Source organism: Enterococcus massiliensis, assembly GCF_001050095.1.
In the GTDB taxonomy this organism is placed as follows: Bacteria; Bacillota; Bacilli; order Lactobacillales; family Enterococcaceae; genus Enterococcus_C; species Enterococcus_C songbeiensis.
Genome location: NZ_CVRN01000005.1, coordinates 320175 through 337561, shown reverse-complemented (window position 1 = coordinate 337561; position 17387 = coordinate 320175). Strand labels below are relative to the sequence as shown.

Annotated in this window: 12 protein-coding genes; 2 read left to right on the top strand and 10 right to left on the bottom strand. The window is 38.4% G+C overall.

The window, feature by feature from the left end; genetic code table 11:
* Positions 1-113: 113 nt before the first annotated feature.
* The 5 genes from BN1875_RS04600 to BN1875_RS04580 all read right to left on the bottom strand — a co-directional run bounded on the left by BN1875_RS04600 (position 114) and on the right by BN1875_RS04580 (position 6037).
* Positions 114-1103: an aldo/keto reductase gene (locus BN1875_RS04600; protein WP_048603687.1), complete on the bottom strand. Its 990-nt coding sequence runs from the start codon at positions 1101-1103 to the stop codon at positions 114-116.
* Between the two features lie 24 nt (positions 1104-1127).
* A complete protein-coding gene (locus tag BN1875_RS04595; RefSeq protein ID WP_048603686.1) occupies positions 1128-1862 on the bottom strand; it encodes a hypothetical protein in 735 nt (244 codons plus the stop codon).
* Positions 1863-1890: 28 nt separating this feature from the next.
* Positions 1891-3285 carry a glucuronate isomerase gene (uxaC, locus tag BN1875_RS04590; protein ID WP_048603685.1) on the bottom strand — a complete coding sequence of 465 codons (1395 nt, stop codon included), beginning with the start codon at positions 3283-3285 and terminating at the stop codon, positions 1891-1893.
* Positions 3286-3349: 64 nt separating this feature from the next.
* Complete coding sequence (uxuA, locus tag BN1875_RS04585) at positions 3350-4420, bottom strand: mannonate dehydratase (protein ID WP_048603684.1); 1071 nt, start codon at positions 4418-4420, stop codon at positions 3350-3352.
* A 3-nt stretch (positions 4421-4423) separates the two neighbouring features.
* On the bottom strand, positions 4424-6037 hold the full coding sequence (locus tag BN1875_RS04580) for a mannitol dehydrogenase family protein (RefSeq protein ID WP_048603683.1): 1614 nt from the start codon (positions 6035-6037) through the stop codon (positions 4424-4426).
* Between the two features lie 122 nt (positions 6038-6159).
* On the opposite strand from BN1875_RS04580, the gene BN1875_RS04575 reads away from it, so the two are divergent.
* Entirely contained in the window at positions 6160-6837 is a 678-nt protein-coding gene (locus tag BN1875_RS04575; RefSeq protein WP_048603682.1) for a GntR family transcriptional regulator, read from the top strand.
* Here the strand turns inward: BN1875_RS04575 and BN1875_RS04570 are convergent.
* From BN1875_RS04570 to BN1875_RS04560, 3 genes are read right to left on the bottom strand one after another with little or no spacing between them, the layout of a single operon-like run.
* Positions 6830-7504: a hypothetical protein gene (locus BN1875_RS04570; RefSeq protein WP_048603681.1), complete on the bottom strand. Its 675-nt coding sequence runs from the start codon at positions 7502-7504 to the stop codon at positions 6830-6832. The genes BN1875_RS04575 and BN1875_RS04570 overlap by 8 nt on opposite strands.
* On the bottom strand, positions 7479-9608 hold the full coding sequence (locus BN1875_RS04565) for a hydantoinase/oxoprolinase family protein (RefSeq protein ID WP_048603680.1): 2130 nt from the start codon (positions 9606-9608) through the stop codon (positions 7479-7481). The genes BN1875_RS04570 and BN1875_RS04565 overlap by 26 nt, the downstream gene beginning before the upstream one ends.
* 25 nt (positions 9609-9633) lie before the next feature.
* On the bottom strand, positions 9634-10974 hold the full coding sequence (locus BN1875_RS04560; RefSeq protein WP_048603679.1) for a hypothetical protein: 1341 nt from the start codon (positions 10972-10974) through the stop codon (positions 9634-9636).
* Positions 10975-11372: 398 nt separating this feature from the next.
* On the opposite strand from BN1875_RS04560, the gene BN1875_RS04555 reads away from it, so the two are divergent.
* Positions 11373-12761 (top strand): MATE family efflux transporter, encoded by a 1389-nt coding sequence (locus BN1875_RS04555; RefSeq protein ID WP_231586065.1) that lies wholly within the window; start codon positions 11373-11375, stop codon positions 12759-12761.
* Between the two features lie 60 nt (positions 12762-12821).
* Here BN1875_RS04555 and BN1875_RS04550 read toward each other — a convergent pair whose 3' ends face one another.
* Together BN1875_RS04550 and BN1875_RS04545 are read right to left on the bottom strand one after the other, a co-directional pair.
* The gene (locus tag BN1875_RS04550; RefSeq protein WP_048603677.1) at positions 12822-14960 is read right to left on the bottom strand and encodes a glycoside hydrolase family 65 protein; all 2139 of its coding nucleotides are present in this window, start codon (positions 14958-14960) and stop codon (positions 12822-12824) included.
* A gap of 110 nt (positions 14961-15070) precedes the next feature.
* Complete coding sequence (locus BN1875_RS04545) at positions 15071-17380, bottom strand: glycoside hydrolase family 31 protein (protein WP_048603676.1); 2310 nt, start codon at positions 17378-17380, stop codon at positions 15071-15073.
* Positions 17381-17387 lie beyond the last annotated feature (7 nt).

Genomic DNA, 17387 nt, shown 5'->3' with positions numbered 1-17387 from the left:
CAACTTCATTGTTTTTTTGGCTTCAGTGATGCCTAAAGAAATGCAAAACAACCGCAATCACTTCAGATTACGGCTGTTTTGCATTTTTCATTAATCAAAATACGTCTCTTTTTTTATCCTTTTAGAATTTGTTGGATCTGCTTATTTTCTTCTACAGATAACAAGGCGTTTTCTAATGTTTGTAAATTATCATCTAGATGATGCACCTTAGTTGCTCCCACTACAACAGAAGTGATTTCCTTTTGATTGAGCAGCCAAGCCAAGGCCAACTGAGAAAGTGTCTGATTTCGTTGATGAGCAATCTCAGCTAATTTCCGTAGTTTTTGTTGTGTTTTTTCTCTTGCAGGACCATCAAGAAGTTGCTTATTTGTGCGATGAATTGGTAAATCTTCAGAAATATGTTCACTCATTTTATCAGTAAGCAACCCTTCTGCCAACGGTCCATAAGCGATACTGCCAATACCATTCTCATCTAAAAATTCTAATAGTCCACTGTCTCTTGCTTCCCGATTCATCATATTATAAGACATTTGATGAATCACAAAAGGTGTTCTTCTTTCTCTAAATAGACGAACCATTTCAGCGGTTTCTGTTGGATTATAGTTAGAAATCCCCACATAATAAGCTTTTCCTTGCCGAACAATTAAATCAAGTGCCTCTGCGGTTTCTTCAAAAGGTGTATTGGGATCTGGCCGATGGGTATAAAAGATATCGACATAATCTAAATTCATCCGTTGCAAGCTGTGATCTAAACTGGAGGCAAGGTATTTTTTCGAACTCCATTCCCCATAAGGTCCAGGTCCCATATGAAAACCTGCTTTTGTTGAAATGACTAATTCATCCCGATAGGCAGCCAAATCTTCCTTCATGATTTTACCAAAAACTTTTTCTGCATCGCCAGGTGTCAGACCATAATTATTTGCCAAATCAAAATGAATGATTCCCTCATCAAATGCGTGCAATACCAATTCTCTTGTTTTTTCGTGGGTGGATAATGCGTGACCTCGCCACAAGCCTAAGGAAATCGGTGGCAGTAAAACGCCGGATTTTCCACTTCTAGTGTAGCTCATTTTGTTGTATCTTTGTGAATTTGCTTCATACATATTCTCATCCCTCTCCTTTTGATACTAAACAATAACTGCTTGAACACGGCTGATTTCTTGTGGTATTTCTGTAAAGTTCATTGGATACTCAAAAATAACAATTTTCTGATTTTTCACAACCAAAGGCCAATTAGCCAGTTTTTTATCCAGCAATACTGCTTCTCCTTGTGCATCCATATTTTTTAAATGGATCACATCCACATACTGGCTGATTTCTGCCCAGGCTTTTTCTGGATCTTCCTTCATAATCTGCCAATTTCCCAAATCAAAAGTATAATCAATCGGTAATTTTTCTGCCTTGATTGTTTCCAATACCCTTTTTACATTGGCCAGTTTTCCATTTTCAGGTGTCTGATCATTTTCAATTCTAAGCTGAATACCAGAATCACCCATTTTTTGAGTGAACTGTTGTGCTGCTTCTTTTGATAACGTACAAAATTCACCCGTATTAACCTTCATGCTGATGCCCTCAAATGAAGCGAGTTCCTCCAGCCAAATATCCAGCTCCGGATTTATTCCTCCTGATAAAAATAAGGATTCTGGAACAGAATACATCATTTTCCAATCATACTTTTTCTTTAGTGATCGAACTGTTTCCATTTCTTCTTTTCGTTTTGCAGCATCTGCTGAAAACATTTCTCTACGAACTTCTACACCCGCAATTGGTAAATTTTCCTCTCCTAAGCGGCTCAAAAATTCAATTTGACTAGTGCCCGGTTCGCCCTCTTTTACAATCGTGTTTATCAACAGTTCCGTCATGTATTTACTCCCTCAAATCAAGAAATTTTTATTTATTGAACCCAAAATAATTCTCCGCATTCGTATAAGCAATTTTTGCCAACTTCTGTCCAAGAACAGTGCCGTCACTTGGTAATTGGTCCTGTTCGACCCATTCACTGACTAATTCACACAAGATTCGGCGGAAATACTCATGTCGTGGGTAGGAAAGAAAACTGCGGGAATCTGTCAACATACCGACAAAATTGCCTAAAATCCCACCTTCCGCAAGCGTTGTCAATTGATGCCTCATGCCAGAATAACTATCATTGAACCACCAAGCTGCCCCCAACTGAATTTTTCCTTTAACGTCTGATTGGAAACATCCCATCAATGTTGTCAGAGAGATAAAATCTTTTGGATTCAAGGAATACAAAATGGTTTTTGGTAATTTGTCTTCCCGATTGACATAATCAAATACCTTTGCAATGGCAGCAACGATTGGTTCATCATTCATGCCATCTCCACCAACATCTGGCCCAATTTTTTCAAACAATTGGCTATTGTTGCTACGGGTTGCCAATAAATGCAATTGACAGGTCCAACCTTGTTCAGCATACAATTTCATTAAATCACAAAGTAAACCAAAGTGATAGTTTGCGATCTCTTTCTCGGTTAAAGATTGATTGTTGCAGCGTTTTGCAAAAATTTCTTCTAAATCCTTTTGAGAAACATCTGCCCCAACCAATGCGGTAAAGCTATGATCCGACAAACGACAACCTGCATCATGAAAGAACTGGATTCGATGCTTCAAAGCGGCAATCATTTCCTTATAGGTAGTCACAGAATGACTCGTTAATTCCGCCAATTTTTCCAAATAAGGAATAAACTCTTCGGCATCAATAGCAATTACCTTGTCTGGACGAAAGGTAGGAAATACTTGAAAAGCTGATTCTTCTTCCGCCAATTTTTTATGATAAGTCAAATCTGAAATTGGATCATCCGTCGTACAAATAACTTTAACTTGCATTGCTTTGATAATATTTCGAGTCGTCATTTTTTCAGAAGCTAGGGCTAGATTCGCTTTTTCCCAAATTGTTGGTGCTGTTTCCTTCGTTAGAAGTTCTTCAATCCCAAAAATTCGTTTCAATTCTAAATGGGTCCACACGTATAATGGATTGCCAATACATTCTTCAATTGTTTCTGCCCAAGCCAAAAACTTGTCATAGTCAGAAGCATTTCCTGTAATCAGCTCTTCATCTACCCCATTTGCACGCATCAAGCGCCATTTGTAGTGATCGCCACCTAACCAAGCCTGTGTGATATTCTTAAATTTCCCATTGTCATAGATCTCTTTTGGCTCTAAATGACAGTGATAATCAATAATCGGCATTTTTTCCACATAGTCATGATACAATTTTTTCGCCGTATCATTTTTCAATAAAAAATCTTGATCTAAAAACATAACGATTCCTCCTACAAAGCTAGACTAGATAAATTGATTGCCCAATTCACCTAGCCTGTTTTGATTATTTCGTTTTTTCTAATGCTTCCCATAAACCAATCAGATAAGAAGCTCCGATTGCCCGGTCGTACAGACCATATCCCGGACGTCCAGTCTCACCCCAGATCATCCGACCATGATCTGGCCGAATGTACCCATCAAACCCGTTGTCATGCATTGCTTTTAAAATTTCAAACATGTCTAACGAACCTTCTGTTGAAAGATGTGGTGCTTCATAAAAATCTTTTTCTTTGCCTAAATATTTGATGTTACGAATATGAGCAAATGGAATCCGATCTCGTTTACAAAATTCTGCAAGAATTTCATAAACATTATTTTGTGGATCTTCGCCAATTGAACCAGTACATAGTGTAATCCCATTTGAAGGACTGTCCACGACGTTGCAGATCCAGTCTAAGTCTTCTCTATTTTTTACGATTCGTGGCAAATCGAAAATGGAGTAAGGCGGATCATCTGGATGAATTGCCATTTTAATGCCAACTTCCTCACAAACCGGAATGATTGCTTTCAAAAAATAGGCCAAATTTCCCCGTAGTTTTTGATCATTTACGTCTTTGTAGGCTTCAAATAATTCTTTCACATGGACCAGCCGTTCCGGTTCCCAGCCTGGTAAAGAATAATCACCACTAGAAGCTTCGACATCTTTAATAATTTCTTCCGGACTGCGTTCAATTCCAGCTTTTTCAAAAGCCATCGTGATAGAGCCATCCGGTAACACATATTCCAAATCTGTTTTGATCCAATCAAAAATCGGCATAAAATTATAACAAATTACTTCAATTCCATATTCTGCGAGGTTGCGGATCGTTGTTTTATAATTTTCAATGTATTGATCTCGGGAAGGCAAACCAATTTTGATATCGTCATGGATATTGACACTTTCAATTACTTTTAACGTCAATCCAGCTGCTTCAACTTCTTCTTTTAATGCTTTGATTCGTTCCTTTGGCCAAACTTCTCCTGCCGGAATATCAAACAAAGTCCCTACAATTCCCTTCATTCCGGGAATTTGACGAACTTCTTCTAGCTTTATTTTATCATCGTTATGTCCATACCATCGAAATGTCATTTCCATCGCTTATTTCTCTCCCAACTCTTTTTTTAATGTTTGGCGGACTGCCCCAGGTGCTGCTAAAAGTTTAGTGACATATCCTTCAATCACTTCTCCTAAACCTGCCTCATAGAGATCCACACCAAAGATTTGTTCATTGCTTAAGATTGGTTGGATCGTTTCTTTTACAAGCAAAGCACTGGCGCCAAAGGTCAATTGACTGGTTCTCGCCTGCAGATCCGACAATAGTGGATCCGGGCTTAAAGGAAAGGCTTCTCCCAAATCATCCAATCCAACTAAATAACGGATCCAACCAGCGATTGACAATGGAATATAGGTCAATTGACTACTATCTTTTTCTGGATCTTCCATATATTTTCGAATGGTTTCTCCAAAACGAATCGCCACTTTTTGGGATGTATCGGTAGCAATTCGCTGTGGTGTATCAGGAATCATTGGATTTGGCAAACGCTTCGTGATTAATTCATCAATAAAGTCTTGTGGATGAATGATTTTTGGATCATCAACGACTGGCAACCCTTCTATATAGCCGACTCCTTTGATTAGTTTTACTAATTCTACATCTTTCATTTCCTCAGCGATTGACTGGTACCCAAGCACACAACCATAAACCGCTAACGTAGTATGCAGCGGATTTAAACACGTGGTCACTTTCATAGCATCTGCCTTATCCACCGTGTCACGATCAGTCAAAATCACGCCAGCTTTTGTAAAATCTGGACGACCATTAGGAAAACTATCCTCAATCACTAAATAATGGGTTTCCTCAGTATTTGAAAATGTTGCAATGTTCGTCCCCTTTTGTGTATGAAAAATTTGGGTTTCTTCAACTCCCGCTGCTTTTAATTGTTGAGCCACTTTTTCTGACGGAGCGGGTGTAATTCGATCAATCATCGTCCAAGGAAAACTTACTTTCTGATCATTCATTACATAATCGATAAATTCAGCTTCCACCAAATTATTTTTTTGCCATGCCTTGGCAATCGTTAAAATAGCCTGCTGGAATTTCAGCCCATTCTTAGAAAAATTATCTGTTGAGACTAGTGCGATCGGCGCTTGATTTTTTTTGTATCGAGCATACAATCCACTAGCGATAATACTCATCGTATGAAATGCGCTGCTTGGTCCTTTAAGCATATCTTTTTCAACAACACCGATAAAGTCCCCTGTAGCATTCACTAATGAATAACCTTTTTCTGTAATCGTAACTGTCACCAGCTGCAACGAAGGATTTTCAAAAATTTCTTGCACAGCCTGATACTCAGCCGGACGATCAGGAACAGCAAAATAACTTTCTACTGTCGATAAAAGCAGTGTTTTTTCCAGCACGTCATGGTCTTTCATTACGACTTCAAGAATTTGATTTCCATATGGCTGGTAGACGCTATCAATGACTTCCTCATCAAACGTTTCACAAACAACCACACCACTAGAGAGTTCCCCTGCTTCAATCAATTTTTGAGCAATTTCTGCATGGAATGCTCGGTACAAATTTCCTCCGCCAAAATGCAGCCACTTAGGTGAAATTGCGGTTTCCTTTTGCAATTCGTCTAGTTTTATCTCCGGTACATATACGCCGGCTTGTCTTAACTCATCAAAGGTTTGATTTTTTTCTTCCATTATATTTATTTCCCCCTTTACAAAATAAATAGCAATTTTATTGCTAATCGTTCTATTCTTTCCATTCAATGAAATGCTATAATGTTATCAATCTACTGATTATAAACAAGAGAGGCTAACATATGGCAAGCAACTTACAACAGCAAGCATTTAAAGCTATACGCAAACAAATTATCTACTCTGAATTAGAACCCGGAACAAAAATTTCCGAAAAAGAATTGGAAGAACGTCTCCAAATTGGCAGAACACCGATACGGGAGGCTTTGATTCAATTAAGAAACCAGGAATTGATTTATGCTGTTCCCCAGTCGGGTACGTATATTTCACAAATAAATATCGAATCTGCTTCACTTGCACGGTACACCCGAGAAATCTTGGAGAAAGCTATTTTACCTGAATGCAGTGCTAAACTTACTCCCAAGGGACAAAAAGTTCTTGAAGCAATTCTGGAAGAAACAGAGCAGGCTGCTTTAGCAAAAAATAAGAAAGACTTCTTCCAACTAGATACAACTTTTCACCGAACTTGTTTCGAAATCGCCGGAAAAGGTGAAATTTGGGATTGGGTAGAAAACTATGCCACCCATCTTGACCGTTTCCGTTGGTTACGATTAAGTATAACTGAACTTGGCTGGGAACGAGTAGTAGATGAGCATCAGACGCTTCTTCAAGCAATCGTCAATCACGACCTGGATGAAATCAGTTTTCTTTGCTCTGTCCATCTGCATATGATTATTGAGGAACAAGAATACGTAATGCATAAGTACCCTTCCTATTTTACTCCCAATACGGTAATTATTTAGTCTCATCTTCCAAAAGACTTTTTACCTCATTATATAATTTCACTGTCTGCCCTTGGTCATAAGGCCAAACAAGAACAAGTTCTAGCAAATAGGGTGAAAAATCAAGTTGATTGAATTCTTTGGAAAAGCTCATTGCTGCAATTTCACTTAATGCTCGGACATTGGAACGATACGTATAAAACAAAAATTTCCACAAATCGATTTTTGTTTTCTGCGTATAAATTTCTGAGTCATGACTTTCAATATGATGAAAAAGTTCATGACTCAAAATATAGTTTTCTATTTGCTCTTGATTAAACCCTGTTTGGTCAGAAAATTCACTGAACTTCTTAATAGGATTATCCATGAGTAAAACTCCACGATCGGGATCATATAAAGCAAACAATAACCGATTGCCAATTTGTTCCTCATCCGAATGTCGAATCGAAACACCCATTTCATCAAAAATTTCGCTGCTGGATTTCTTCCCATACTCTCTGCGGATTTTTCTAGCCGTTGCAATCCCACACGCAATAGAAGAGGCGATCATTTGCCTCTTCTGCTGCTGGGTTATTTTTTTATTAAGAAGATCTCGTTGAAATTGGTACTTCCCCCAAACCACATCTGGAACTTGTTTCAGTTCCAGAATGATTTGTTCAAGATTAGGTTTGCTTAATGTTTCCGGCAATGACAAGGACCTCCTCGTCTGGTTCCAAGGTAGACACTTCCAGTTCAGTCAATAATTGTAATTGATCTAGCTCTGTTGCAGAGAAATCAGCCACTCGCGCACCTAAACATAAGTAATATTCAGGTCGAGCAATCAATTCTGTTTGATATACTGCCATTTCATCCCACAGATTTAAAATTGCATCCATATATTCTGCAGCAGTTTTCTTCATGCACATTGCATTTCCCCGCTGAACTTTGATAAAGCCTTTTTTATCTACAATTCGGATATTCCCAGCTTTAGTGGTACAGCCGTTTTCCCCAAAGACATAGAAAAATTTACTTTTGGCCAATAAAGTGATATCAGCAGTTTGTAGTCGCATATCTTCTGCCGCAATTTCCATTGCTTCTTTTTCATCGACTTCTTTCGTCAAATCAGTTGCTTTGACTTCTGTTGAGCCCGTAGCAATCGCAGATACTTTCGAAGTTTGCGGATCAATCTCCACGTGGATTTCAATCGATTCTGGTGTTGCTCCCGACTCAATGGCTTTATTCATTGCTTCATTTTTAATTGCCCGAATATCTTCTTTGCTTGGAGAAGGAATGATTCGTTCTACTACATCTCGAACCATAGCCAGTGCCACCCCGATGGAAGAAATTACTTCTGCATTTTCGGGGATTGAATATTTTACTCCCATCTTATTACTGAAGTAAACGATTAAGGAAGCTGCTCCGCCACCAACTCCAACAAGAGAAATTTGATCTTTTTCTAATTTGTATTTATCCGCCAGCTCCAAAATGACCGGTTCAATTTTGGCATAGGCTTTTTCCATGATTTGATTGGCGATGTCTTCCACCGTCGTGCCGCAATAATCCGCCAATGCCTGCATTGCTTTTCTCGCTGAGTTAACATTTCCATAAGAGAAATGTTCCGGTTGGACTAAGCCCAGTACGTTTGCTGCACAAGAATTGGTGATGGTCACTTCTTCTCCTGTACCTAAAATGACTTTGACATAATCTGCCGGGTCCCCTTCTCTTGGAGAGAAAAATTCTACCCGTGGTTCTTGGATTTCATCTTCTGGTGTGAAGACTGCATAATCCAATCCGGCGATATGGGCTGACCGGGGTCCCACATCAATGATTCCATTTTTATCCGCCCGAACCATCGAACCGCCAGCAACGCCTAATACCCGAACATCCAAGGAAGAAATGTATGTTGGATGGCCACCAACGATGGAATAGTCGATAGCAGGACGACCATTTTTGATAACACCGATATTGGTAGTGGTACCCCCAACTTCAAAGTACACACCATTTGATGCTCTTAGATACATCAATGAACCCATCACGGACGCAGCGGGACCTGACAACATGGTCAAGACGGGGCGTTTTTTCATTTCAGAGATTTCCATTACTCCGCCGTCTCCCCGCATAATCATCAACGGAACGTTAACACCGGCTTCTCGAACAGAGGCTTCCGTAGAATTGGCAGTATCCAGCATTTTTGGCAAAATTGAAGCATTGATCGCTGCCGTTCTTGTCCGACGGGTCAACCCATACAATTTGGTGATATCCGATGCCATCGTCGTTGGAATGTTCATTTCTGATGCAGCACCATAAACGATTTTCTCAGGTTCTCCATTATCAACACCAAAAGCCATCGATGAAACTAAAACTTTTGCTCCTTCATTTTCGAGATTCCCGATCGTTTCTTCTACTCGATCCATACTCAATTGTTTCACTGGAATAAATGAATTGATAATTTCAATCTTTTTATTATTTCCGAGATCAATATCATTTAACCGTGTTTGGCGCTTGGCAAGAAAGCCTTCAATTCCACCTTTTGACATTCCAATTACGCCGACTTTTGCAACATCGCCTTCAATCAAGGCGTTAGTTGCCTGCGTAGTGGAATGGGCAACAAAAACAACATCGTCTGGACTGATATTATTTTCTTTTAGACAATTTTGAAAAGATCGGACAACACCTGCAGCTACTCCTCTTGGATCGGCGTGAGTTGTTTTAACAGAAGATTTTCCAATAATTTCATGCGTTGCATTATCAATTGCAACGGCTTTTGTATGGGTACCACCTACGTCGATTCCCATTCTGACTGAGCGTTTCATATGTTTCTCCCCCTATTACTTATTTTTAGAAACGACCGTACAATACGAAAACAGTTGCACAAACAATAGCACCGATGATCCAACCTGTTGGAATTGATTTCTTCATATAATCACGTGATGAAACTTTTGTATATCCAAGTCCCCATGCTACCCAAGATTGAGTGATATCCAAATGTTGTGGGGCAATCGTTGTTGTCGCAAACAATGGATATAAGAAAGCTACGGGCATTGTTGGATTAACCGCTAATACAACAGCTAATATTGCTGAACCGGAACCAACTAAGTTCATTGGGCCGCGGAAGAATCCAAGTGGTGTTAAGATAGCAAAAGCAATTGCCAAAATAATTGGTGAAGTTGGAATGAAATCTCCTAAAATCGCTGAGAAATAAGGTGCTGCATAAGCAGCTGCATTATTAAACATTGCCAATGTCAATAAGAAACCAACCATTGGAGCAACGTCTATTGCGCCATCCGTGAATAGTTTCGCAAAACGACGACAAACCTCTTTGTATCCGCCACGAAGTTTTCCTGTAAACAGCATTGCATAGATTCCAGATAAAATGAAACCAAGAATAATCGGAACATTCAAAAGGACAACACCTAATACTGGTAAAACAACTGCTAACCAAGAAATTGCTGGTGCTTCTGCATTTGGATCTACTTTCATTTCTGCAGCCATTGAATAGGCTTTCTTTTTATTCATTGTTAAGTTAGCAACTGTTAGTACAACAACTAAGCTGACAACCATACCGATCATACCAATTTGGAAATAATCATTGTATGTGTAATCTGCAGCTGCTGGATTAAAACCGGCAAAAATTGCTTGATACTGTTTGAAGTTAACAATATTTGCAAAAATCCCTGCCATGATTGATCCCATAAATGAGAACATAGCAACTGGTGCTGAAATCCCTAACGAAAGCAAAATTGGTAAAACAATGACCGCAATCGAGATTACTGGTCCAATCCCTGTCATTGACATGAAAATAACTGCTGTCACAATGCATAAAAGACTCATTGTAATCCGTGGTTTGTCTCCGCCTAATTCAACAACTTTTCTAATCAGAGTGGCAGCAATCCCTGTATCAACTAATACCCGACCAAAGAATGCACCAAAGAATACATTAACCAAAATCGATTTGGCATATTCTGCAGGTCCTGTTGCAAAGATGTACTCGAGCACATCAATGACTCCTTGACCTTCCATTGCCGGATTAGGTGAAAATGAATTTCCTATAAGTGCAAGAATCATCCAAACCGTAGCCATAACCGCAAAGCCGACCATTAAATTAAATCCTTTGACACAGTACCACACCATAAAGAAGAATGATGCGATCAATAAAATACCGATAATAATATCACTCACTTTTGTTCCTCCATTCGCTTTTCCATTTTAATTGATATATCCTAACTGATATATCAACAAAATAAGTATAACGCTTCCATTTAGTGTTTATATTAAATTATAATACGAATTAAATTAGTTTTTATTAATTTTTCAGCCCGATTATCGAATAACTAGCATTTTTAATGTGTTCAAATTCACAATACTAATATTTTAGTTTTAGGTGTTTTGTTTCTTTTTATATAAAAAGAACGTATTTATTAAAACAAGAGAGAATAAAAAAGAATATCTAATATATCTGTTTCTCCTCATCCATTATTTTTTTCATATTGACAGAACTACTTTGAAAAGATAGCATTAGCAATGACAACGTGTGCAAAGTTGCTATTTTTGTTGTTAAACATAAGGAGATGTTCTATTTGCGAAGCCCTGTTCCAAAGAAAGAAAGATATCCTCGATTAAAAGCTTTTTTCTCAGGTCGGGATATTTCTTACCATTTTGTGCTATCTCTTGTAATTCCCGTAGTTATCGATCAATTTTTTCTAGTCGGTTTCAATTTTTTCAATACTGCAATGATTAGTTCAGCCGGAACCGCAGCTGTAAGTGCGGTAAGTATGGTAGGTAGTCTTCATTTTTTCTTGGTGAATATTTTTACTGCTGTTGGTTTAGGTGGCACAGTCCTAATATCTCAATATTTTGGAAGAAAAGAAATGAAACAACTCAGCAAAGTCTGTAGTGGAACCATATTCGGTGCTGTCTTCATGGCTTTATTCGTGAGCATCTCTGTATTTTTGGTACATAATTCATTGCTTCAATTGCTTTTTGGTCATGCAGAAAAAATGGTACTGACAAATGCCCGAATTTATTTACTTGGATTATTGGCTTCTTACCCAATGCAATCCGTTGTGGAGGGAACAAATGGTAGTTTGCGTGGCATCGGCAGAACTAAATCCTCCCTAAAACTTTCCTTACTAATGAATTTTATTTATATTCTTTTCAACATTCTCTTTATCAGCATCCTACATATGAACATGGTGGGTTTAGTGATTTCGCTAGTCATTTCTCGATTCATCGGAATGCTTTTTGCCTTTTACACATTGTACGTCAATCGTGGTCTTTTCATGTTGAAAAAAGAAGACTTTCTACATATTCATTTTGGATTGATAAAAAAAGTATTAAAGGTGAGTTTCCCATTTGCCGCAGAGTCATTATTCTTTAATGGGGGAAAGATTATTATCCAAACGATGATTGTCAGTCTTGGAACAAACGTGATTGCAACAAATGCGATTGCCTCTTCTTGGACCCAAATTTCTGAAATTATCCCCAGTGCTTTAGCTACTTCCCTTGTCCCAATTGTTGGTCAATGTATCGGTAGACGAAATGTTGCGGATGCGAAAAAACTTACAAAATCATTCATCATTGCCGGCATGATTGCCTTCATTCTTGTTGATTTAAGTTTACTGCCATTTTTCTCCTTAGGAATGAAGCTGTTCAATCCACCGGCAGCAATACTTCCAGCCATTTTTAGACTTTATACTATCGCTATTGTGATGCATTTTTTAACCTGGAGTTTTGGTTTTATTCTTCCATCGGCTTTACGGGCCGCCGGAGATGCAAACTTTACTACGGTAGCATCTTTGCTTTCTATGTGGATTTTCCGAATAGGTATGGGGTACCTGATTGGAATCTTATTAGGGTATGGTTTGACAGGTATTTATTTCGTCATGACAGTTGAATGGGGTGTCCGGGGATTAATTTTCTTTCTTCGATTTAAGGGAAAACGTTGGTATCAGCATAATTTGATATGAAAGAAAAAATTCAAGCCCAAACACGGATTCTCAAATCGCATGCTCAGGCTTGAATTTTTTTCATACTTCCTTCGCGCTTATCTTTTTGACTTCGTGGTGTTCGTGAGTCACTGAAATAGCATATTTTTCGCCTCTGAAGGTAGTTGTAAACCGAATTGCCTCGATTTCAGTAGGCAAGTGAGGCTCGAGGACAGGACCACTTTCAGTAAAAGACAAATTACAAAAACCATAAACAATCGTCAAGAAAGTACCACCCATTGATGCTGTGTGAATTCCATCTTTCGTATTTTGATGGGAATTATCCAGATCAACTCGTGCGTTTTCTAGGAAGTACTGATATCCCTTTGCACTATTTCCTAATCGACTGTAAACAGTCGCAAATGCTGAGTAGGAAAGTGTAGAATCATGGGTAGTTATTTGATCGTAGTATTCCACGGTTTTAATCGCTGTTTCTTGAGAGAAATCTTCTTGAAACAGCATCAAAGCAAGTACAGCATCTGCCTGTTTAGCCACTTGATAACGATAAATCATCAAAGGATGGTAGTTCATCAGTAAAGGATACTGCGTTTCTTCTTTAGATAAAGGCCAGATTTCTTTGTTTAAAAAGTCACGGTCCTGCGCAATTATTCCGAGTTCTTTATCGATTGGCTTAGCCATACATCGAGCATTTTCTGTCATTTGGGTCAGCTCTTCTTCCGATACTTCCAGTGTTTGGCAAAGCTCCCGCCATTTTTCAGGAAATTCTCTCTTAATCTCTTGAGCAATTTTATTTACCCAAATAAATTGGTGTTCCACCATTCGATTTGTGTAAAAATTATCGTTTACTAATACAGAATACTCATCCGGACCAGTTACTTTATCAATATGAAACTGACCATTTTTACGATACCCGATTTCGTTAAATACCCGCGCAGTTTCAAGTAAAACAGCGAACCCTCCATCTAGCATAAGAGAAAAATCATTGGTTTGTCTAAAATAGCTGATAAACGCATACGCAATATCCGCATTGATGTGGTGTTGTGCCGACCCAGCTTCGAAAAATGCCGAAGACTCTGTTCCGGAAATCGTTCGCCAAGGATAAAGCGCACCTGTCTGGTAACCGAACATTCGCCGATTTTCTCGTGCTTTATCCAATGTATTAATTCGATAGGACAACATTTGCCGAGCCAATTCAGGTTTTAAATGCAGAAATAGCGGAAAGACATACATTTCTGTATCCCAAAAATAATGACCTTCATAACCGCTGCCACTTAATCCCTTTGCAGCGATGCTCGTTTGACCATCCGTTCCCAGAGATTGCAATAACGCGTAAGTACTGTAGTTCACGCTTTCTTCTAAGCGATCTTTACTTTTGATTTTTATTTCCGCAGTTTGCCAGAATTTTTGTAGGTAATTTTTCTGTAGTGTCGCCAATTCTTCAAAACTCAAATTCATTCCTTGATGGGTTGTTTCACGAAAAGCATAGCTAAGTTTTTTTTCATAAGTGTTTCCTTCCAGCTCCGTTCGAATAACTATTCGGTCTGCTTCCTGTTGCTGATCAATCAGCTTTCCTTTGATTGACCAATGCATAGCTGCTTTTAAACGGGAGTTTGCTGTCTCAAAGCTGCAAATTCCTTTGTCAAAATCGACATCATTTATGATTAACTGGTGCGTGTCATGACTCATTCTTGGATCATTTTTATCAATCGTTTTAACCGGTTGGAAATTTAGATGAGTAATCAGCTCAATCGGCTCTTGATGATTGATTCGCTCAAAATCAAATTTCATGGCAAATAGATTTTTATGAATAAAGGAAGTTAATCGAGAAATTTTGATTCGAGTCACTCGTCCTTTGGGTGAGGTCCAGGTCATTTCTCGAATCGTCATTCCTTTTTCTAAGTCAACATATCGTTTTGAATCTGTCATTTTTCCCTGATCAATCCGAAAATCTTCTCCACCAATTTTTATCAGCGTCGTTTGCCCATCCACCACACTGACCATTGTCTCCCCAGTTGGTGTAAAACCATACATTTTTTCTGGATAGCTGATTTCTTTGGTTTCATAAAAACCATTAAGGTATGTCTCTCGGTTTGTCGCAAAAAAATCGTAATACCATTCCTCAAGATTTCCCCGTACACCAATAAAGCCATTGCCGTTAAATAAAATACTTTCTGCTTTTTCCAATTCTTCCTTTGTATAATCATTCAAAGATATTTTCACTTGGCTTCTCCGATCTTTTATTTATAAAACTATTTTACTACATTGTGTTTGTTAATCTAAAAATGAAAAAAGTCTCAAAATATCATTTTTGATACCTTGAGACTTTTCTTCTAGCTTCTTTGGATATAAATCAATTCATACAATACTTGCCGCAAAGTATCATTTTCTATTTGTTGCAAGAAAGCCGTCAGCTTAAAGGCATCAGATGTTGACTTAAAGAAATTCCAAATTCGTTCTTTCTCATCAAAAGAAATCTCTGCATGATTGATTCGTTCAAAAAATTCTTTACGAATGACTTGTGTTTTTATTGGTTGGAAACCTTTAATAGCAATAGTTACTTGTTCTTTGAATGGCTCTTCAAGCAAGAAGCTCCGTTCAGTTTTCTCTAAATCATAAGGTAAAAGTTGCCCCATTTCACATTGTGGTTCAAACATCTCCGTCCCACAAAAGACAAATACATGTTGTCTATTTTGTGGCAGAATTCCCTCTTCATCCATAACGGAAAGAGTCAGAATTTCTTTTTCATAATCCAATACTACTTTTGTAATCGCCTGTTTTCCATCTTTTTCTTCGATCATTTCAAATTGATTACTTTTTCCCGGGAAAATTTTCCACTGAATACATTCAGGTAGATTTTCTCCAATCGTTTTTCCTACTTCACCGTCAAATGGAAGGATACCACCTGCTTTAACAAAAACAGGAATCGTTTCTAACGAACGATAAACGGCTAATTCACTATTTCCTGAGTATCGTAAATTGGAAAAGAGATCATACCAGTCCCCTTCTGGAAAGAACATCTTATTTTCCGCCAGATGAATTTCTTTATTTTCAGCAGCTATGATTGGACTGACGAGAAGCTCGGAACCAAAAAAGTATTCATTTTGATAAGCGTAGGAACCTTCTTCCTCCGGATAATCATAATAAATCGGACGAATCAAAGGAATTCCCTTCTCAGCGGTCCTAACGTTCATTGTAAAGAGATACGGCAATAATTCATGTCGTAACTGTAAAAAATTCGTCATGATTTTTTCAATATCTCCACGATAGATCCATGGCTCTTTACTAAAGAATGGGCTGCTGGAACTATGCAGACGGTTGATTGGACTGAATACACCAAACTGTAACCAGCGTAAAGCCAGCTCTTCATCTTTATATCCGTGCATATGTCCACCGATATCATGACTCCACCACGTATAGCCGATATTGCTGGCCGTCGCTGTCATATAAGGTTGAAAAGCCAATGAATCCCAGCTAACAATCGAGTCACCGGAAAAACCAATTGGATACCTGTGGCTTCCTGGACCGGCATAGCGAGATAGAATCAGAGGAGCCTTCCCTTGTTTCTGCATATCTAAAATATGGTAATGATTCAGCGTCCATAGAGGATCCAATCCTGCTATACTGCTTTCTTCCCCTTGTTGCCAATCCAGCCACCAAAAATCAACCCCCATTTCTTCTAATGGATGGTTCACTTCTTCAAAGTATACTTTTCTAAAATTCGGGTTATTCAAATCAAATTTTGCTGGTTCTTCAATTTCCGATACTAAATTTAGTTTTTGTGAAACAATGGGATACTGTTCTTCAAATCCTCGGATACCGTCAGCCGGATGGACATTTAATGTAACAGCCAATCCATGTTCATGGAGCCAGTCTAAAAATTCCTTTGGCTCTGGAAAAAGCTCCCGATTCCAAGTATAACCTGTCCAACCACTGCCATATTTCTCTGGAACTTCTGTGATGTGCCAGTCCATATCTAAAACGGCGACAGAAAAAGGAATCTTATTTTTTTCAAAACGAGTGATTAAATCTTTATATCCCTGTTCTGTATATTTCCAATAACGACTCCACCAGTTACCAAGAGCATATCGAGGTAATTTGGGTGGAAAACCTGTCAATCGAAAATAATCCTTGAGAGCTGTCTGATAATCATGTCCGTACGCAAAGATATATACATCTTTAAGATCCTTATTCCGCGGTTTAGGGTCTCCTGTGCTATCTAAAGAAAAAGAGGCTGAATCATCCAAAATTGCGAAGCCGTTCCGACTCAAAATACCATCTTCCAACGGAGCCGAACCATCAATTTCATCAACTGTTCGTAGGGTACCTTTCAAGTTAACGATTTTTTCTCCAAAGCGCCATTGATTATGATAGTGAGAAAAGCTGTAGGCAAAATCGATTGTTAAACTTTTACTATTGAATGCTTCCTCCTTTTGATAATACAGATGATAGCTCGAGGTTATAATTTCAATCTTATCCTCTTTTTCAATAAGTTTATGGGGAACTTCTTCAAAATCTCTGTTTAATACTACCTGTGTTTGACTATCCGTAAATATTCCTTCCTCAGAATATTCCATGCGGAGTAACTTTTCCGTCAATAAAGAAAAGCGGTATTTTTTTCCTTGAATAATTGTTTGAACCATGTCTGCA